Annotated in this window: 15 protein-coding genes; 9 read left to right on the top strand and 6 right to left on the bottom strand. The window is 62.6% G+C overall.

Features of this window, described 5'->3' with window-relative positions; all coding sequences use genetic code 11:
* Window positions 1-401: 401 nt before the first annotated feature.
* Entirely contained in the window at window positions 402-1,964 is a 1,563-nt protein-coding gene (locus IRZ31_RS11670; RefSeq protein WP_297153743.1) for a sensor histidine kinase, read from the bottom strand.
* A gap of 5 nt (window positions 1,965-1,969) precedes the next feature.
* Window positions 1,970-2,686 (bottom strand): response regulator transcription factor, encoded by a 717-nt coding sequence (locus IRZ31_RS11665; protein ID WP_297153740.1) that lies wholly within the window; start codon window positions 2,684-2,686, stop codon window positions 1,970-1,972.
* A 562-nt stretch (window positions 2,687-3,248) separates the two neighbouring features.
* On the opposite strand from IRZ31_RS11665, the gene IRZ31_RS11660 reads away from it, so the two are divergent.
* The 4 genes from IRZ31_RS11660 (at window position 3,249) to IRZ31_RS11645 (ending at window position 8,190) form a co-directional block, all read left to right on the top strand.
* Complete coding sequence (locus IRZ31_RS11660; protein ID WP_297153737.1) at window positions 3,249-4,841, top strand: tetratricopeptide repeat protein; 1,593 nt, start codon at window positions 3,249-3,251, stop codon at window positions 4,839-4,841.
* Between the two features lie 112 nt (window positions 4,842-4,953).
* Window positions 4,954-6,753 carry a serine/threonine-protein kinase gene (locus IRZ31_RS11655; protein WP_297153735.1) on the top strand — a complete coding sequence of 600 codons (1,800 nt, stop codon included), beginning with the start codon at window positions 4,954-4,956 and terminating at the stop codon, window positions 6,751-6,753.
* Window positions 6,754-6,949: 196 nt separating this feature from the next.
* A complete protein-coding gene (locus IRZ31_RS11650; RefSeq protein ID WP_297153732.1) occupies window positions 6,950-7,501 on the top strand; it encodes a hypothetical protein in 552 nt (183 codons plus the stop codon).
* 86 nt (window positions 7,502-7,587) lie between these two features.
* Entirely contained in the window at window positions 7,588-8,190 is a 603-nt protein-coding gene (locus IRZ31_RS11645; protein ID WP_297153728.1) for a hypothetical protein, read from the top strand.
* Window positions 8,191-8,350: 160 nt separating this feature from the next.
* Here the strand turns inward: IRZ31_RS11645 and IRZ31_RS11640 are convergent, their stop codons facing one another.
* Window positions 8,351-9,382: a fumarylacetoacetate hydrolase family protein gene (locus tag IRZ31_RS11640; protein ID WP_112428022.1), complete on the bottom strand. Its 1,032-nt coding sequence runs from the start codon at window positions 9,380-9,382 to the stop codon at window positions 8,351-8,353.
* 203 nt (window positions 9,383-9,585) lie between these two features.
* Window positions 9,586-10,530: an MBL fold metallo-hydrolase gene (locus IRZ31_RS11635; RefSeq protein WP_112428020.1), complete on the bottom strand. Its 945-nt coding sequence runs from the start codon at window positions 10,528-10,530 to the stop codon at window positions 9,586-9,588.
* Window positions 10,531-11,072: 542 nt separating this feature from the next.
* On the opposite strand from IRZ31_RS11635, the gene IRZ31_RS11630 reads away from it, so the two are divergent.
* On the top strand, window positions 11,073-12,791 hold the full coding sequence (locus IRZ31_RS11630; RefSeq protein ID WP_297153723.1) for a DHA2 family efflux MFS transporter permease subunit: 1,719 nt from the start codon (window positions 11,073-11,075) through the stop codon (window positions 12,789-12,791).
* A 192-nt stretch (window positions 12,792-12,983) separates the two neighbouring features.
* Here IRZ31_RS11630 and IRZ31_RS11625 read toward each other — a convergent pair whose 3' ends face one another.
* On the bottom strand, window positions 12,984-13,604 hold the full coding sequence (locus IRZ31_RS11625; RefSeq protein WP_297153720.1) for a PadR family transcriptional regulator: 621 nt from the start codon (window positions 13,602-13,604) through the stop codon (window positions 12,984-12,986).
* Between the two features lie 314 nt (window positions 13,605-13,918).
* On the opposite strand from IRZ31_RS11625, the gene IRZ31_RS11620 reads away from it, so the two are divergent.
* Window positions 13,919-15,943: a S9 family peptidase gene (locus IRZ31_RS11620; RefSeq protein ID WP_297153716.1), complete on the top strand. Its 2,025-nt coding sequence runs from the start codon at window positions 13,919-13,921 to the stop codon at window positions 15,941-15,943.
* Between the two features lie 5 nt (window positions 15,944-15,948).
* On the opposite strand, the gene IRZ31_RS11615 is transcribed toward IRZ31_RS11620, so the two are convergent.
* A complete protein-coding gene (locus IRZ31_RS11615) occupies window positions 15,949-16,239 on the bottom strand; it encodes a hypothetical protein (RefSeq protein ID WP_297153713.1) in 291 nt (96 codons plus the stop codon).
* 168 nt (window positions 16,240-16,407) lie between these two features.
* Here IRZ31_RS11615 and IRZ31_RS11610 point away from each other — a divergent pair, with 168 nt between their 5' ends.
* The 3 genes from IRZ31_RS11610 to IRZ31_RS11600 all read left to right on the top strand — a co-directional run.
* Entirely contained in the window at window positions 16,408-17,190 is a 783-nt protein-coding gene (locus IRZ31_RS11610) for a CAP domain-containing protein (RefSeq protein ID WP_189361475.1), read from the top strand.
* A gap of 221 nt (window positions 17,191-17,411) precedes the next feature.
* Window positions 17,412-18,806: a HAMP domain-containing sensor histidine kinase gene (locus IRZ31_RS11605; RefSeq protein WP_112428010.1), complete on the top strand. Its 1,395-nt coding sequence runs from the start codon at window positions 17,412-17,414 to the stop codon at window positions 18,804-18,806.
* A 145-nt stretch (window positions 18,807-18,951) separates the two neighbouring features.
* A partial coding sequence (locus IRZ31_RS11600; protein WP_297153706.1) for a response regulator occupies window positions 18,952-19,338 on the top strand: 387 nt, incomplete at its 3' end.

The raw sequence follows: 19,338 nt of genomic DNA, 5'->3' as shown, positions 1-19,338 counted from the left end.
GGGGTCCGGGAGAGCCAATGTGTCCGATAGAAGCTTACACAACGAAGAGTGAACACCGCACGGAGAGACAAAGATGCTACTCGTTTCAAAACCCGCAACGGGCACAAAGACCGTTCCGAGCACCGGCGATGAGCCGCCGATAATCTTGGCCCCCGTAGCCAGGTCCCGGTCCCTGGCTAGAGCTTACCGTCGACCCATCGAACCGAAGTAAGCTTCCATGAACACTGGCTGCCTCCCGGACCCCACCCAGTTATTACTATGCGTCATTGGCTGGCAAAAAGCATCAGCAGATGTACCTAATCCTCTTCGAGGAGAAAAGTGGGAAGCGCTTCGCTTTGGGAAAGAGGAACTGATCGGCCTGGCCTGGGTTTGAGGGCAGTGGCGAGCCTGCAAGTGGGGCGCTACTGTTGGTCAGCGCCCGGCTGATCAGGGGACAAAGGGAGCGCCAGGCGGACGGTGCAGCCCTGACCTGGGGCTGACTCGATCGAGAGCGTTGCACCGACCAAAGCCGCGCGCTCGCGCATTCCGAGCAGACCCAAACCCCCTTGAGAGCCGTGTTCGCGCCCCGTGCCGACCTGTTCAGGAGCGAAGCCACGGCCATTATCGCTCACAGTCACCGTCAGGCAGGTAGGTAAATATGCTACATGCAGCCAGGCCTGACTGGCCTGCGAGTGGCGCCAGACATTCGAGAGCGCCTCCTGAACAATGCGAAAGACGGCAATCTCTGCCTCTGGAGAGGTCGGGCGAGGTTCGCCCGAACAGCTGAAGGTACAAGGGACGCCGCGTTCGGCGGAGCTATCGCTGAGCCACTCCAGAGCCGCGTGCAGTCCCAGATCATCCAGCACCGACGGACGCAGATCGCGGCAGGCGCGGCGCACCCCCTCCAGCGTACGATCGGCCAGATTCTGCAGACTGGCGTGCCATTCCAGATCTTTCTCCGGCAGCTGGAGCTGGCGCATGGCGCGTCCCAGGCCATCCAGGCCCAGAGAGAGCGCGATCAGCGCCTGGGCTGTATCATCATGCAGCTCACGGGCCAGACGGCGACGCTCTTCTTCCTGGACGCGCGTGATCAGAGAGGCGTAGTCGCGTAGCTCATCCTGGCGCCGGCGTGCGCTCCGCAGATCTTCGAGCGTGCGTTGCAGCTCATTGGTCTGAATACTCAAGCGTGTACTGACCAGGGCCAGGTAATAAATAGCGAAGAGCGGCACCAGAAAGAAGAGCCAGGCCAGCTCAGCGGCGGCATCGTCGAAAATGTCCACCACGGGTAGCAGCGGGCCTACGCTCAGTACCAGGGCCTGAAAGCGCAGAAACGGGGAGGTCAAGTAAGCGCGCCAGGCGGCCCCGGTGGGGCGTCCAGACCAACGGAACATCACGGGCAAGGCGATCAGGGCGATGAGAATCATCATCACTACCGCGGCCAGCACGCTGCCGAGCAGCTCGTTGGTTTCTGCCAGGCGCCCACTGTGCTGGAGAGGCAGATGCGTGCTGCCGGCCACCCAGACATAGACCGAGCCGGCCAGGAAAACGATCAAGCCTGTGCTGGCCAGGCGATAGCAAGCCTCGCTCCAGGAGATAAAGCCGCGTGCCAGCGTATAGCCCTGGAGCACCGCCTGGGTGATGATCGCCGTCAGCACCGCGGCGGGCACGCTAATCAGCACGCTGGCGGCCAGATAGAACGGGGCGGTGATGTCGAAGAGAAAGAGCGGGCGCCAGGTATCCAGGACCTGCTGCTGGGTATTTTTGGGATCGGCCAGCTCGGAGCGCAGCAGACGGAGCAAAGAGAAGCGCCCCAGCAGGGCCAGCAGTGACGTTAAGGCGACCAGGCTATAGATCGCACGTGGGCCGTAAAAGTTAGGGGCTGGTCGATAATTGTGGATAGACCAGAGCAGCAGAGGCAAAGCAATGGCCAGGGAGAGAGTGATCACCAGCAGCCGTAGTGGCGAGAACTGTGCCTGCTTGAGCATGGCTCTCATTGAGTATCGTACGTATCCTGGAGTGAGATCATCCCCTGGCGCAGGGCCTGGAGCACAGCCTCGGTGCGCGAGCCAACCTGCATCTTCTGGAAGATATTAGCCAGGTGGCTATGGACGGTGCGGATACTCAGGCCGAGGCGGCGAGCGATCTCCTTATTAGGCAAACCGCGGGCGGCCAGGCGCAGCACATCGAACTCGCGCTCGCTGAGCAGGTCCGAGGAGCGCTGAGGCGGATGGCTGCGGTTTGTCAGGCGGCGCATCATTTTCTCCGTCAGCGACGGTTGCAGCACGGACTCGCCGCGGGCCACGGCGCGGATCGCATTCACCAGCTCCTGGCCGTGCACATTCTTCAGGAGGAAGCCGGCGGCGCCCGCCTCCAGCAGCGCGATCAAGTACTGTTCATCGTCGTAAGCGGAGAGCACCAGGACAGCGGTTTTCGGGCAGTGGGCCTTAATCTGGCGGGTGGCCTCGATTCCCCCCATACCGGGCATAGCGATGTCCATGATCGCAATATCAGGATTCAGGCGCTGGGCGGCCTCTACCGCCTCCTCGCCGCTGGCCGCCTCGGCCACCACTTCAACATCGCTCTCTGCCTCAAGCAAGCGCCGTGTCCCTTCGCGTACCAGGGCGTGGTCATCGGCGAGCAGCACGCGGATCACTCGCTGCTCTTCATGCTCGCCATTGACTGCGCCGGGGGCGATCTGTGTCGTCATTGTGCTATCGTCCTGCTCTCGTAGCTCGCTGAACACTGTCAAAACCCTCCTGCGGAGCAACTTCCTCGCAGCCAGCCAGCACCAGCCAGTGTGAGACTGTTACAGCGTTTTGCTCTTACTATAGAGGATCTCTGCAGGAGAGGACTACAGCAAATCTGCTGAAATCCTTTTCATTATGGCACTGCCTGAGGCGGAAGGCAAGTCCCCCTGGGAGGGGGAGGGGACAGGCGAAAATGGCCGCTGGGCAGCGCCCTGGCCGCACTTTGTGGTATCATGAGAAAAGCATGCTGGAACGTTCTCTTGACAGAGGAGGACCCTTTCGTTACAGTAGGTCGCGGGTCCCTATATGCTTGCATGCTGCTGTTCCACCGTTTCTGTGATGTCTACGTGTTTGTATGTATGAGGGAACGTTGTTAAAACGATGTGCTGAGCAGGGAGGAGGCCCATGGGGGGCTGTTTGGACGCCGAAGGTTGTGGTTATCAGAATCCTGATAAAGTGCGTTTTTGCGCCCAATGTGGAATTCCGACCAGAGGCTCATTCCTGCTGGGGCGCTATGAAATTATGGATCTGCTTTCTCGCGACCGTCAGACGGTCACGCTGCAGGCCCTGGATCACCATCGCGGGCTGCCAGTGACAGTGCGTGTGCTGCGCCCACACGAGGCGACAGAGCGGGAGCGGGAGGAGTTCCTGCAAGATGCCGAGCTGGCCATGTCGCTCTCTAGCCGGGTCAATGAGCCGGGGAGCATTCGCGTGACCGATTATGGCCAGGATGGGCCGGTGGCCTTTCTGGTGAAGACGGAGTTCGATCCAGCGCGTCAGCCGGCTCGCCAGTTCCGTCCCCACATGACGGTGCGTGTGGGTAGCGACCTGTTGTGGTCGGAAGCTGAGGCAACGGTGCAGGCCGCCGCTGAGGTGGGGGAGGAGGAGGGAGTAGCGGAGGATGAGGTCAGTACTGAGCGCTATCCAGCGCTGCCCCGCAGGGCCGTCCCTCAGCGTCAGACGACTCCGACGGGCGTGCGCGACTGGCTGGCTGAGGCCAACGCGCTCTATGAGCAGCAGCGCTATGAAGAGGCCCTGGCCGCCTACGAGGTGGCCATTCGCTCTCAGGGGAACCCGGTGGAGGCCTGGACCGGCAAGGGGGCCACGCTGATGCTGCTTGGCCGCCCGGAGGAGGCCCTGGCCGCCTACGATTACGCCCTGCGCCTGCGCCCGGACGATCCTGAGCTATGGAACTCGCGCGCCAGTGTCTTGCATGAGCTGGGCCGCTACGATGAGGAGATGTATTGCTACGATCAGGCGCTGGCCCTCGATCCAAATTCGGCCTTCGCCTGGAGTGGCCGCGGCATGGCGCTGGCTGAGCAGAATCGCCCGGAGGAGGCCCTGCTGGCTTTTGACCGTGCCCTGGTGCTCGATCCCAATCAGAGTGTGATCTGGCAGGCCATGAGCGATACGCTCTATAGCTTGCAGCGCTACGAGGAGGCCCTCATTGCCATCGATCGCGCCCTGGAGCTGGAGAGCCAGCGCGCTTCGTTGTGGGATATTAAGGGTAATATTTTGCGTCGCCTGAAGCAACCCGATAAGGCGCTACCGCTTCATGAGCGTGCGCTGCAGTTGGAGCCGCGTAATGCCCTCTATTATTTTGATAAGGCCAACGATCTGCGCGATCTGCGACGCTATGCGGAGGCGCTTGCTGCCTACGATGAAGCCTTAGAACTTGATCCTACCCTGGCCGGCGCATGGTATAATCGAGGAAACGTCTTGGCTGCGTTACGCATGTATGAGGATGCCCTTGAATCGTATACTCAGGCGCTGCGCTACGACGATGGCCTGATCTCCGCCTGGTATAACAAGGGGAGCCTCCTCCATGAGCTGGGACGCTATGAGGAAGCCCTGGAAGCTTTCGATCGCGCTTTGGCCCTCGATGCCCACTATATCGCTGCCTGGAACAATAAGGGCTTATCGCTCTTCGCCCTGGGCCGGCTAGAAGAAGCCCTGGCGGCCCTCGATCAGGCGACAGCCTTCGCCCCAGAGGAACCCGATGCCTGGCATAATAAGGCGGTCGTCCTCGAACGCCTGGGACGTAGCGAAGAAGCCCGCTCCTGTCAGGAGTGGGTGCGCTCGCTGGAGCAACAGGCGGCGTTGCGCAAAACGTAGATGAGACGCTGAAGACGCTGGGTGGCTGCGCCCTCTCTCTGGAGGGATGGGTGGCACCTGGTTGTCAACCGCGTCACGGAGAGACTCTAAGAGACTGAAAGAGGAGGAGGGCATGCGACGCTGCGCCGACCTGGATGACTGCGGATACGAGAATCGCGAATCTGATCTGTTCTGCCGAGCCTGCGCTCTCCCTCTGTTGGGAACTGCGCTCGCCGGTCGCTATGTGGTTGAGGCTTTGATCAGCAAGGGGGGCTATGCAGCGGTCTTCCGCGGGGTTGATCGCCATTTGTCGCGCCATGTGGCGATCAAGCTGCTCCTGCCAAGCAGGACAACCGCGGGAGAGCGCGAGCATTTTTTGCGCGAAGCGCGGATCGCGGCGGCCCTGGATCATCCCAATATTGCCCCAGTGCTGGACTATGGCCGCGATGGCCCAAGCGTCTTTTTGATTATGCCCCTCTATACCGCGGGTTCACTGCGCACGCGCCTGGCTAGCGCGGGTGGCCCCTTGCCCTTGTGGGAGACGGTTCAGCATTTTCATCAGTTGGTGTCGGCGTTGCATTATGCCCATACTCGCCCTCGCCCTGTGATTCATCGCGATATCAAGCCTGAAAATCTCTTGATCCACCAGGAAGATTATCGCCTGGTGATCACCGACTTTGGCATCGCCCGCGCTCTGGAGCCGGGGGCGCGCGTGGGCATGACGGTAACAGTGCGCGGTACGGTTGGCTATATGGCTCCCGAGCAGGCTCATGGCATTGTTGATCCCCGCAGCGATCAATACGGTTGTGCGGTCGTCCTCTACGAAATGCTTACCGGTTATCATCCCCATGATCCACTCAGTGGTGTGATTGTGCCTCCTTCCTCGCTGAACCGCGAGCTGGTCCCGGAGCTGGATGAGGTGCTGCTGCGGGCCCTGGCGCCGCGGCCAGAGGAGCGCTACGGCGATATGCTGGAGTTTCAATATGACTTTGACCGGGCTTTGCAGCTCGGCACGGGGGCGCGGGCCCTGCTGGTGCGCTCGCGCGAGGCGGTGCGTCTGCCGCCGGCCTCGGGCCCGCGGCGGGCGCTGCCGGCCCAGGTCCAGGCGGCGGCTGCCCTCCAGAGCGAGGCGGAGAGCAACGGGGTGGAGGCCCGGGCCAGTGCTTCATTGCCGGTTCAGCAGCAGACGCGTGTTTCCTCGCGTATCAGCAGCAGCGTGCGTGAGAAGTGTCAAGAGGGGGACCAGCTCTTGCGCCAGCAGCACTATGCGCAGGCGCTGCGAGCCTACGAGGAGGCGCTCCAACTCTCTCCTCGTAACTTCCATGCCTGGAATGGCAAGGGAACGGCGCTCTATAATCAGGGGAATTATCGCAAGGCTTATGAGGCTTTCCAGCGAGCGACGGAGATCGATCCCGAGAGCGCGGTGGTCTGGGTCAGCGCCGGCCTGGCTCTCCATCGGCTGCAGCGCTATCAGCAGGCCCTGGTCCATTTTGAGCGGGCCTTGGCTCTCGACCCTCATTATGTGGCGGCCTGGAATGGGAAGGCGGATGCCCAGCTGGATATGGGTCTGACGACCGAGGCGCTGGCCTCCTATGAGCAGGCTCTGGCCTGCGACCCCAATAGTTTCCATGCCTGGAATGGTTTAGGCAACGCTCGCTCGGCTCTCCACGATTTTGCTGGAGCGGTCGAGGCTTATACGCGGGCGCTCTTGATTAATCCGCGCAGCGCTGTGGCCTGGTGCAATAAGGCGGAGGCTCTTCTGCGCCTCGGCCACCATCGCGCCGCCCTCGATGCTTTGAATGAGGCAACTGAGCTTGATCGCAGTTATGCCCGCGCCTGGATGCTGAAGGCTGAGATCTATGAGCTGCTCGGCCAGTATCAGGAGGCCCAGAAAGCCCGCCGCCGGATGAGGCCCTGGGGACCGTTGAGCTGATTTTGCGCTTTTCTACCTCACCGCGCCGCTTCTATCCGCATTCTTTGCTCACCCTTGCCCCTCTTTGTGTTGTTGTTTCCCTTTCTTCCTCTCAAGTTGTATAGAGATCTTCAGCTTTTTTAGTGAATTATAATAGAGACTAAGGTGATCTGCGATTGCTATCACTTCCTTCCTGGTCGGTGAGGAGGAGACCCCGATGGGAACACGTTTCCGTACCCCCAGGGTGCTGCGCAGAGGCGAGGAGGCGCTAGCCGCTCCCATGCTGATGGTCGGTGTCGATAGAGCCAGACTCTCGAATGAGACCGAGGAGCTGCCCGGGGCGGTTTGCTATGATCTGGCTGAAGAGTATCTGTCGAGGCTGGATGCTTGCTATCAGCGGCTGCACAAAGAGCATGTCCGCCTGCGCCGGCGCCTGGCTTTGACGCAGCGCCTGGTTGTTGGGGTATTGCCAATGAGCGTACTGTCTCTGGGCATGGCCCTGGCTGGTCTCTTGCTTGCCGTACCGCTGGAATGGAGCATCGGGGCCGCCTCGCTGGCGATTGTACTCGCGCTGCTATTGCTGCGCTTCCATCAGCGCTATCAGCACGAGCTGGAGGAGCATCTGCAGCGTCTGCAAGAGCTGTATGCGGCCTATCTGGAATGTTTTCGCGCCTATGAGGTGGTTGATGCTCAGAAGCGTGGAGAGGCGATTGCTTCTCTACTTGAGTACTGGGTGGGGCCACCTCAGCCCCCTCTCTCGTGTGAGTAGTTAATGCCTCAATTGCTTTTGTGTATAACAAAAAACAATATATGATATGAGTAGTAGGCGATCCTGTGCCGGGTTGGGGGGCTGGTATGCATGATCACTCGGCAGAGCAGGGAGCGAGCGCGTCTGAGGAGGCTGAGGGCACATCGCGCCGGACCAGGCGCCGCCAGTCCCGGGCCAAGATGGTTGAATCTCCCTCTGAGCCGCTGGCATACTTTCCCGACCATCTGGCTGATTTCTATCAATTGCTGAAGTCAGACTATGAAGAGCTTCGTCGCGCCAATCGTATCATCTTCTATGAGACCCGAGTGATTGTCTGGCTCTGCGTGATTGTTGCGCTGGTGATTATGTTCAAGGCCTCCGTTGTGGGTGGCTCGATTCTCTCAGTAGCGACATTGCTGGTCAGCCTGATAGGGAAGCTCATCAAAGTCAAGAGTAGTGAGCGGGAGGATCTGGGGAAACGCTTGGAAGCGCTGCGTCTGACAACGCTGGAGATTGAGCGCATCTGTCTCAGTCTACACCTGGCCCGGGCTATTAGCGATCAGCAGCGTCGTGATCGGGTGTTGGAGGAGCTGGCGGAGGAGCGAGGCTTTGCCGGGGAGGAGACGAGGCATGCCCCTTCTTCCAGTTCGCTGCCCAGCGACCAGGAGCATGGGATGCACCAGCTTCCTCCCCAGGAAGGACGGCCCTAGCTGCGGCAAGGAGCAGAGAGTGAACAGCCGCAGCATTCCCCGGATCTCCTTTAAGGACGGGCAAGAGGAGCGAAGGTCGAGTACCCAGGGTGGGCCTTCGCTCCTTGCTTGTCCTGATTGAGGTGTGTGAGGCACCAAGGCGCTCACGGGCGGCTCTTGATCAGGAAGATGGTGGGGCGACGATGGTGTTGCGCAGGAGCCCCAGCCCGGCGATTTCTAGCTCCACGACGTCACCCACGGTCAGCCAGCGATGGCGTTCCTGTCCGAGTTCGAGCAGGCACCCGCCGCCGCAGGTGCCGGAGCCGAGGATGTCGCCAGGACGCAGACGGACGTGCTGAGAGGCGCGCTCGATCATTTGAGGGAAGGTGTAGTAGATCTCCTGGAAGTTGGCTTCGGTCAGGAGGACCCCGTTGACCCGGGCGCGCATGGGCAGAGCAAAGCGCTCGTCGGAGCCACTGCCGCGACGGTAGGGCTGCAGCTCGTCGGGCGTGACCAGCCAGGGGCCAAAGGAGGTGGCGAAGTCTTTGCCTTTGGCTGGCCCAAGCTGGACGGCCATCTCCTGGAGCTGGAGGTCGCGCGCGCTCCAGTCGTTCATTATCATATAGCCTGCGATGTAGTCCGCGGCCTGCTCGGCGGCGATGTCCTGCCCCTCGCGTCCGATGACGGCGGCCATCTCTAGCTCGTAGTCCAGGGCCTGGCTAAGGCGTGGATAGGGAACGGCCTCCTCGTGTCCGTAGAGGGCCGAGGTGTTGGAGAAATAGAAGACGGGGATCTGGTACCATTGCGGCGGCACTTCCAGACCGCTGCGAGCGCGGGCGTTGCGCACGTGGGCCTCGAAGGCGAAGAAGTCACGGATGGTGGGAGGGGTGGGAATGGGCGGGCGCAGGCGGACCTGTGCCAGCGGAAAGGCTAATCCCTCCTGGCTTTGGAGGTGCGCCGGCTCTGTCTGACTGGCCAGGGCGAAGGCGATGCGCAGCCGCTCCCAGGCTGGCGCTCCCTCCTGCAGAAGGGCCAACAGCGTGGAAGGAAGCGGCGCTTCGCTCCCCGGGCTGAGACGGGCAAAGGCGGCCTCGCGCGCTGCGGCCCAGCGACCAAGGGAGGCCAGATCAAGGACAAGGTCGTTGAGCAGCACACCGGCTCGCCCTCCTTCGCGCGGCGTGTTGGCATCGAGGACATAGGTCACCAATTTCATCGGCTCTTGCCTCCAGAGATCTCGGCTGGTGGGCCGAGTGGGAGAACGGTCGATTGATTCGACGGTTTTGGGTCCTGACAGCTATTGGCTCTTTTCCTGCAGGGCAGCCTCTCTGTCTCCCTCCCTGGCTTGTAGAAGCTGCTGGATCAGAAGGCTGACGAGGAAGGAGAAGAGAGGTGCAGTGCTACACTGGACGCTCGGGATCAAGAAGCCAGTGCTGCCATACTGGCGAAGAGTAAGGGCTTCTCAGGCTGGCTCTGGTCGCCGCTGAATTCGCGGTACATGGCCGCGACATTGGCGACGATGCGCTCGCCATCGGTCCAGGTCGCGTAGCGGTCGAGCGGGATATCGCGCGCGGCCTCCAGGGCCGACAGGCCGGCCTCGTAGCGCTTGCGGGCTTCGTCGTAGAGGTATTGCAGGTAGCCTTTGACCTCGCTGACGCCACGTTGGTCGGTGATGGGGCCGTGGCCGGGAACGATGATCTCGGGATCAAGCTGCAGGATCAGGTCGCAGGCGCGCAGCCAGTTGGCGGTGGGGCCGGCCCACATGATGGGATGACCACCGATGAAGAGGATGTCGCCGCTGAAGACTACGCGCTCGTCGGGTACGTAGACGATGATGTCGCCACGCGTGTGGGCCGGTCCAACTTCGATCAGGCGCACTTCTTTGCTGCCAACATGCAGCGTCAGCTCGCCGCTGAAGGTGCGCGTCGGCGGGGTCAGGGTGATGTCGCTGAAGTCGAAGGCACCAAAGGCCCGCTGCAGGAAGCGCTGTAGCTGGGGCAGATTGGCTGTCTGGGTGAGTAGGGTGCGCAGGCGCTCTGGCGGGTCCTCTTGCATCTCGATGGCGGCTTGCTCGGAGGCAATGATCTGGGCGTTGGCGACGAGCTGGTTGCCATAGCAGTGGTCGCCGTTGGCATGGGTGTTGACCACGGTACCAATCTCGGCGGCGGCTGGCACGGCCCGCTTCATGGTCTCCAGCATCTGCCCGGTGAGCTTGAGATCGAAGAGGGTGTCGACGAGTAGGGTGGCCTGGCCGTCAACGATCAGTCCGGCGTTGCTCAGACCCCAGGTGCCAGGCGGCTGCAGGTAGGCGTAGAGGTCGTTGCCAAGATCATGTAGTCCGCGGGTGTAGGCAAAGCTTGCCATAGTGTCTCTTTCCTCCCTTGTTGGTCTACTGGCTGGCTAGCGGGCTGGCAATGTGGGGAAGTCAGACCCTGGACACTGCTGGCCCAACATGGGAAATGCGAACTCCCTGATGCTCTCCTTTCTGGTCCTGATACAGTATCGCACGTCTCTCCTGCCTTGACGAGGGGCCACTACGGTCTTCTCGCGGACTGCTCCCCGAGCAGCCTGCCTCTGCAGGTCCGTCGCCTGGCGCTGCCTTTCCTCTCCGCTTCAATAGAGAAGGTCATAATGACCTATCCTTATTGAAGAATTTCAATTTTTATAGGCAAATTTGCGTATCTAACTATTGACTTTCTCCGAAGAATGGAGTATAGTAGGTCACTGTGAGATATGTCTGCGGGGGAAATCAGCCCCCGCAGGCGTGAGGAGACTTGTGAGAGAGAGCTTGACTATCTTGACCGGACTGGGTGAGACAGCGCGCGATGAGCGCCGCTGTGGGCGATAGCCAGCTCTCCTGCAGACGTATCCTTTCTTGCCAGAAGGCGGAAAGCGAGGTAAAGGGCATGGTACAAGCAAGTTCGGCGAGCGGAATGAGGCGGGGAGCTAATCCCTGGCTGGCGCTGCTGGCGCTGATGTTCGGCCTCTTTATGGCCCTGCTGGATCTCTCGATTGTGTCGATCGCCTTGCCAGCCATTGTGCAGGATCTGCGTACCGATCTGACGATGGCTGGCTGGGTGCTGGATGCCTATAGTCTGGTGTTTGCGGTGCTGCTGGTGACCGTGGGGCGCCTGGCCGATCTGTTCGGGCGCAAAAAGATCTTTATGGCCGGGATGGCGGTCTTTATGCTGGGGTCGCTGCTCTGTGGCCTGGCCCCTTCAATCGACTGGTTGATCGGCTTTCGGGCCTTGCAGGCTGTGGGGGCGGCAGTGCTGCAGCCGGTCAGCCTGGCCATTCTGATAGCGATCTTTCCCCGTGAGCAGCGGGGCACGGCGGTCGGCCTCTGGGGCGCCGCGGCTGGCCTGGCCACGGCCCTGGGCCCGGTTCTGGGCGGGCTGATTACCCAAACACTGAGCTGGCGCTGGATCTTTTATGTCAATCTGCCTTTCTGTGTAGTGGGGCTGGTCCTGGTCTGGCTCTGGGTGCCGGAGACGCGCGAGGTGCGTCAGGATGGGCGCACCGGACGCCTGGATTGGCCCGGGTTGTTGCTGGTGAGTGTGGCCCTGTTCACGCTGGTGCTGGCGGTGATGCAGGGCAATAGTTGGGGCTGGGGTTCGCTGCCGACGCTGGCGCTGATGGGGCTGGCGCTGGTGGCCCTGGCGAGTTTTGTGGGGGTTGAGCTGCGTGTACGGGAGCCGATGGTCAACCTGCGCCTCTTTGGCATTCGCAGCTTTCTGCTCTCGGATGTGGCGATGCTGCTCTTTGGCATGGCGATGCAGGGGGCCTTTGTGATTGTGGTCTTCTACTTTACGGAGTTGCGCGGCTATGACCAGTTGGGGGCAGCCTATGCCTTGCTGCCTCTGCCGCTGGCGTCGCTGATCCTCTCGCTGCTGATGGGAGCAGTGGGGCATCGCCTGCCGCCTCTCCTGGTGGGTCTGGTGGGCCTGCTGTTGGTGACGCTGGGGTTTGCGCTGCTAGCGCTGATGAGTGCCTCGGCGGGGGCGCTCGACACGGCCTGGCGCCTGGCCTTGATTGGGGTGGGCATGGGTATGTGTTTCCAGAGCTTCCCCGCCTTTGCCCTCAGTGAGGTGCCTCCGGCTCAGCTGGGGGTCGGCAGTGGCATTCTGAATACCTTCCGTCAGGTGGGCTTTGCTCTCGGGGTGGCCGTGCTGATTGCCCTCCTCACTGCCCAGTTGCCACAGCATCTGCAGCAGGCCCGTCAGAGCAGCGTCCAGCTGGTGGAGAGCGATCAGCAGCTGCCTCCGGCCCTGCGCAGCCACCTGGTGACCGCTTTGCAGCAGGCGAATGTAGGCCAGTCTGGCGGTGAGGCTCAGTCGGGATCGGCAACGGTCGATTTGAGGCCGCTGGCCCAGATGGTGCCTCCTGGCCCGCAGCGGGAGGCCCTGCGCAGCCATCTGCAGGCGCTGGGTGGGCGTATTAGCGCCTTGTTCAGCGCTGAGGTGATGAAGGCTTTCGCGGCGACCTGGTGGGCGTCTGCGGCCTTCGCTGCGCTGGGCTGGGTGCTGACGGTGTTGGCGCTCTTGTTGGGATGGGGGCGCTCTCGTCGACAGGTCGCTGCTGATGCTGATCAGGTAGCTGTGGCTGAAGTGGGGACCGCTCCCTGAGTGGGGGCGGTCTCAGGTGAGGCTGAGGTGGAGGCCGAGACTCGTGGTGAAGGCCAGGCCGGGGAGTCGAGTCTTGCGGCAGGATCTGCGCTAGCGCTGGGCAGGTATGCGGCGACTATATGGCTGCCCTTCCTGTCTGTCTGTCTGCCTGCCTGTATCGGCCCTCTGGTCTGGCCCCGGCTCATGGAGAGGCTAGTTGCTGGCCGACGCCTGCGGCTCCTGGCTGGCGCTGAGGTCGCTCTCTGCCTGGTCCTGGCGCTGCAGCTGGCTCTCGTGCAGCTGCTGGGCCCAGCGCAGCTCAAGTTTCCATTGCTCGATCCAGTGATACATAACGTTGAGTATATTTTCCAGCTGCTTGGGATCCTGGAGTCCTTCAATTTCGTAGGCTTTCTGGAGGAGATCCTCAGCCTCTTTATAGATGTATGTGATGTGTTGCTCGCAGTAGTCGATGTAGTGCTCGATCAGCTGCAGGCGCTCGGCAAGGGTGAGGAATTCAAAGCCGGCCACTTTGTGGGCAAAGATCTCGCGGTATTCGCCCAGGTTGGAAGTGGTGTCCATCATGAGCTGGTGGAGACGCTGGCGCCCGGCTTCGGTGATGTGGTAAACGCGCGTTTGACGGTCGCCCTGCTGGACGCTCCCGCTCTGCTCAACTTGAATGAGTCCCTGCTGCTCCAACCGGGCCAGCAGCGGGTAGAGTCGTCCGTGACTGAGGGTGGCGTAGGGTCCGATCATGTCGTTGATGATCTTGGCAATCCGATAGCCGTGAGCTGGACTGCGCACCAGGGTGAGGAGAATCAGCAGTTCATATAGCATAAGGACCTCAGCGTCTGGAATGGGTCAGCTGTTCTTCTGTCAGTGTGCAGGCAGGGCAACGCTCCCTTCCTTACAGTATAATAGCAAACAGTGCCCCCTTCTTGATAAGGGTAGGGTCATATAGGGCCGCTCTTGAACTTCCCGCGGCCTGAACTGAGAAGAGCGATTGGCTGGCTCGGCCTGGTGGCCTGCTCTGCCGCCAGACGAAGGAATAGGGTGCTCTCTTCCCCCTCTTCCTCCCTTCCCTTTCGCTAAGACGGTGCCCGGATACGAGGAAGCAGAGCGGTTATCACGAGCGGGAAAGGAGTTTTCCTGTGAGCAACGAGGTCTCGCAGCAGTCACGCCCGGCAGCGCTGTCGCCATCCCGGCAATCTCAGTCTCGACGTCCAGTCGGCCCGGGAGAGAGTGCGCGCCTGCGCGAGCTGGGGGAGTTCGATCTGACGCCCGATGGTCGACGCGCGGCTTTTGTGGTACGCGAGCCGGCGCCCGGACTGCCACGCCTCCTGGGACGAATCTGGCTGCAGGAGATTAGTACCAGCGCCGGGTATGAGCCGCGCCCGCTCTCCGCTGGTCTGGATACGGGCGAGCAGTATTGTCCGCGCTGGTCACCAGATGGGCGCCTGCTCGCCTTCCTGGCGAAAGAGAAAGAGAAAAAAGAGGAGGGGAACGGCGATAGAGAACGGCTGGCGCTCTTCGTGATGGCGGCTGAGGGCGGGACGGCCCGCCGCCTCTGTTCGCTGCCGGGCGGCCTGAGTGACCTCGCCTGGTCGCCGGATGGCTCTCGCCTGGCCTTTCTCGGCTATGGACAGCCCGAGCCGGAAGACGATCCGCGCGTTTTTGGCCGCCAGGCCGAACGCTGCCAGCGCCTGTGGACGGTCTACCTCGATGAGGGCGTGCCGCACCCGGTGACGCCCGAGGGGCTGGCGATCTGGGAATATTGCTGGTCACCGGATGGACGCCGCTTCGCCGTCTATTTCTCCGCTGGCCCGGAATTGACCACCTGGTACCGCGGACAGGTCGGTGTTGTCGAGGCCGAGGGCGGCACGGTGCGTCAACTGACAGCTCTGGAGCATCAGGCCAGCGGCCTGACCTGGTCGCCGGATGGGACGCGCCTGGCCTTCGTCTCAGGCGAGTGGAGCGATGTGATCCGCGGGGCCGGCGATCTCTATGTGGTGCCCTTGGAGGGTGGCCCGGCTTGCAACCTGACCCCCGGCGCCGAGGTCAGTGTGGCCTGGTGCCGCTGGTTCCCCGATGGGCGGCGCCTGCTCTATACGGCCTGGAGCGGCCTAAGCCAGCAGATTGGTATCCTGGATGAGGCCAGCGGCAGGCGCCAGGTGGTGGAGGCCGGGGTAGTGCTGCGCGAAGGCTGGCCCTGTCTGGCGACCACGCCAGACCTGCGCTGTTTCCTGACGACGCGCAGCTCACCTGAGCAGCCGCCTGATCTCTACTACGCCGAACTGCCCGCACTGGCGCAGGAGAACCAGCCAGGCCAGGAGTCGGAGGTGCGCCTGACCTGGCGACGCCTGACTCGCCTGAACCCGCTGGCCGAAGAGACCTGGCTGCTTCCAGACAGTCAGCGCTTGAGCTACCGCAGCGTTGGTGAGTGGGAGATTGAGGCCCTCTTTACGCCACCGCTGGTGCGCCGCGGCCAGGGGGCGCCGCCGCTGGTCGTCTGGGTGCATGGTGGCCCGACGGGGGCCTTTCTGGAGGGCTTTGAGGATGGCTGGAGCCTGCTGCTGGCCTCCGCCGGCTACGCTGTGCTGCGCCCCAATGTGCGCGGGAGCCTGGGCCGCGGCAGAGCCTTCGCCGAGGCCGTGGTCGGCGATATGGGAGGCGGGGATTTGCAGGATGTGCTGCGAGGCATCGATGAGCTGGTGGCGCGCGGGCTGGTCGACGGTCAGCGCCTGGCGATTGTCGGCTGGAGCTACGGCGGCTTCATGGCGGCCTGGGCCGTGACGCAGACGCAGCGCTTCCGAGCGGCGGTCATGGGCGCCGGGATCTGCGACTGGCACGGCTTCCACGCCCAGACCAATATCCCCGATTTCGATGTGCGCTTTCTGCAGGCCGATCCCCTGACCCAGCCAGAGGTCTACCGCGCCCGCTCGCCGCTCACCTATGCGGCCCAGGTCACAACGCCGACGCTGATCCTGCATGGGGCTGAGGATGATTGTGTGCCGGTCAGCCAGGCCCATGCTTTCTATCGGGCCTTGCGCGAGCGCGACGTACCCACCGAGTTGGTGATCTATCCACGCGAGGGGCACGGCCTGCGTGAGCTGGCTCACCAGCGCGATCGCGAGGAGCGTGTCCTGGCCTGGCTCGATCGCTACCTCTGGGTGTGAGGCAGCTAGCGGCGGGAGACCTGCCGCTGGAAGACCTGCCAGGGAGAGAAACGACCTCCTTCCTGCTGCCAGCCAGGCCGTCTCTCCCTGGCCGCTGGCTGGAGATCGCTGGCGGGCCAGGCCAGAAGACCATCGCTCTCTGCTCCGGCCCGGCACTGCTGCCGCCCAGAGCGCACCAGTCGCGACAGGGCAGTGTGCCGGACCAGGTCGCTCCGAGCGGCTGCCTGGATATGACCCCGCGCCACGCTTCCGGCGTCGGGGCTTTCCTTCTCCTGATTGCTGCAATTCCTTTCCATAACGCTGGCTCGTTATTTGCCCCTGGCTCTCGCCCGAAAGTACCACTGCTCACCTGCTCTGCTGCTCGACTGCTGCTCACCGTGCTACACTGTTCTCTGTCAATCAGCAAAGCAGGCAAGTGTGGAAAGATCAACGTACACGGCAGAGAAAGGAGCGGAGCGAGCGCGATGAGCTTGAGCCTGAATCGGAACGGTCGCGCAAGCCTCATGATGGCCCTCTGTCTCCTGGCCTTCTGTGTGGCCTGCGGCAACGGCAGCGGGTCGGGCGGCCAGCAACAGGGGATAGCACCGGGGACACGGACCATGAGCGACGCCGTGGGCAATCTGGAGCAGCACCCCAGGCCCACCAGTATCGTTATCCCCAGTCAGCGCAGCACGCCGACACCAACACCAACCCCTACGGCGCACAGCGTCAGCAGTACCTCCCATGTCTGCGGCGCGACAGCCCCGGCAACGAGCGGCGCAGCACCCAGCGCCAGCGCGATCGCCACCACCGGTAAGGGTAGCGCTCCCTATGGCCAGCCGCCAGCTCTCACCTCCGAGGAGATCATGCTCACGCAGAAGCTCTTTCAGCAGATCAATCAGGATCGCGCCGCCTGCGGCCTGCCTCCTTTTGTCTGGAATACGACTCTCTCGGGTGGGGCGCGCCTGCATAGCTGGAATATGTATCACTGCGGCTTTAGCCATACCTGTCCCGATGGACTGCCGCAGTGCACGCGCATCGCTAACGAGGGCTTCACTTTCAGCGACTGCGGCGAGAATATCGGTCTGGCTGGCCCCTATCCAACGCCCTGGGGTGGCGCCTACAATATCCAGGCCAGTATGGCCAACGAGCCAGCCACGGGCTGGCACCATATCCACCTCTTCAGTACGACCCTGCACCAGATCGGGATCGGCGTCTACGTGGCCCCCAACGGCTGGATCTGGTTCACCGAGGATATGATCAGCTAGCCGGGACCAGGCAAAGGCTTAGGGCTGTCAACCTCCTCTCCTGGTTCGGACTGCCTTGCTTGTCTGCCGGCCCTCCTTCTCTCCTTGCCCTGCGCCGCTGCCGCTCACCCAGCGGGCCGGGGCTGTGTCTGACGCACCACGGGCGCCCCGCTTGTTGTGAGGGAACATATACTAAAAAGGAAACCCTGGGAGTCATGTGGTGAAGCGGGAGGGAAGGTAGCATGACAGCCGAGGGAGACTTACAGACGCTGGCCTGGCGGCTGGCTCGCCAAGCGCGCGAGCTGGTCGACTGTCAGGCGGCGGGCCTGCTGCTCGGGTGTCCCGATGAGACGGTTCGTCATCCTCTGCTCGATGTCTTTGTCCCTGCCTCTGCTGGCTATGTCGGCTGCTATGGGTGCAGTCAGGAGAGCCTGCGGACGCTGCTGCAGTATGAGCAGGTGCGCGCGCTGCTCGATATCGCCGTTCAGAGCGGGCGCGTGCATTGCTGCGAGGCCGAGCCGGCCCTGCGCTGTCGGACGGCCATCGGCAGTCTGGCGGCGGCTCCGCTGGAGCGCCCGGCGGGCGCCCTGGGGACGCTGCTCCTCTTCGATGAACGACGCTCGGCCTTCGCCGCCGGCGAGAGCCAGCTACTGGCGGCAGTGCTCTCCCGGCTGGCGCGCGCGCTGGAACAGCAGTTACGCCTGCTCTCACAGGCCGCCTGCGCTCCTGCTCCCGGGCAACAGCAGCGCTGCGGGCCGACACTGCAGCTGATGCTGGCCCCCCGAGGGAACGGCGCCGCCGCCAGCGCTGGGGAGCGCCGTGCGCTTTACTGGCCGTCGGAGCTGGATCAGTTGAAGTATGAGTTTATCTCGATGGTCAGCCATGAGCTGCGTACGCCGCTGACGGCCATTAAGGGCTATGCCAGCCTGCTGCAGGCGTACGGCCCCTCCGCTCAGGGACGCAGGAGCAGCGACGGGCTGACCGAGGAACTGCAGCGCCATTACCTCGATGTGATTATGGAGCAGGTCAATCATTTGGAGGCCCTGGCCGGCGACCTGCTCGATGTCTCGCGCATCCATGCCAATCATCTCGATCTGCGCTGTGCCCCGCTGGATATTGCCAGGCTCTGCCGCCGCGCTGTGGAGCTGATCCGCCAGCGCGTCGAGCGCGAAACACCAGGCAAGTATGCTTTCCGCTGCCGCTTTGCTGAGCAGCTTCCTCTGGTCTGGGCCGACGCCGACCGCGTGCAGCAGGTGCTGACGAATCTGCTGGAAAATGCAGTGAAATACTCGCCCGCCGGCGGAATGATCACCATCGAGGCCGGCCTCCAGGCGGCGCGGCGCGAGCGAGCCGTGGCGGCGGGAAGCGCGATGATGGTGATCAGCGTCTGTGATCAGGGGATTGGCATCTCGCCGGAGCAGCAGTCGCGCCTCTTCCGTCCTTTTAGCCGGCTGGAGCAGCCGGGCAACGAGTGCGTGCCGGGGGTGGGTCTGGGCCTCTATATTACGCGCCGGCTGGTTGAGGCGATGGGCGGACGCATCCAGTTGCGCAGTCGCGCCGGCGAGGGGACGCGCGTGACCTTTACGCTGCCGCTGGCGACAGCCCTGCCGGAGGCCACGGCTGGCCGCGCGCGCTAGCTCACCCCGCCGCCGGTCCGTCGCGCTGTGCCCCGCTGGTGCCCGGCCAGGTTGGCAGCGGCCCGGCCCTACTTGCGAAATATAGTCCAGTTTGCTATAGTTTGGCTGGAATGATAGTGAGACTCAACAAGGTAGGGACGAGGCCATGCATATCAGCCTGCTAGAAGATGACTCCGCCATTCAGGAGATGTTACAGCTCGTCCTGCAGGACGAGGGCTACAGTGTAACAATCTACCCTACTGCTGAGGAATGCCTGAACGCGCTCCAGGGTGCCGCGCAGCATCAGGCCCCCTCGCCCGATCTCCTGATCGTTGATTGGCTCTTGCCCGGGCTGGTCTCTGGGATTGAGGTGATCCAACAGGTTCGCCGCCTCCCACAGTATCGCTCGCTCCCCATTATTTTGACGACCGCGGCTACGCTGACCGAGCCGGAAGATGCGGAGTTGCAGGGCTTGCAGGTGACGCTTCTGGAGAAGCCTTTTGCCATCGATGATATGGTCAGGCTGATTCGCGATCTGACGCAGCGCCATAGC

The organism is Thermogemmatispora sp., from assembly GCF_019683635.1.
GTDB lineage: Bacteria > Chloroflexota > Ktedonobacteria > Ktedonobacterales > Ktedonobacteraceae > Thermogemmatispora.
The sequence above is the reverse complement of the archived record's forward strand: the minus strand, read 5'-3'. Positions and strand labels throughout refer to the sequence as shown.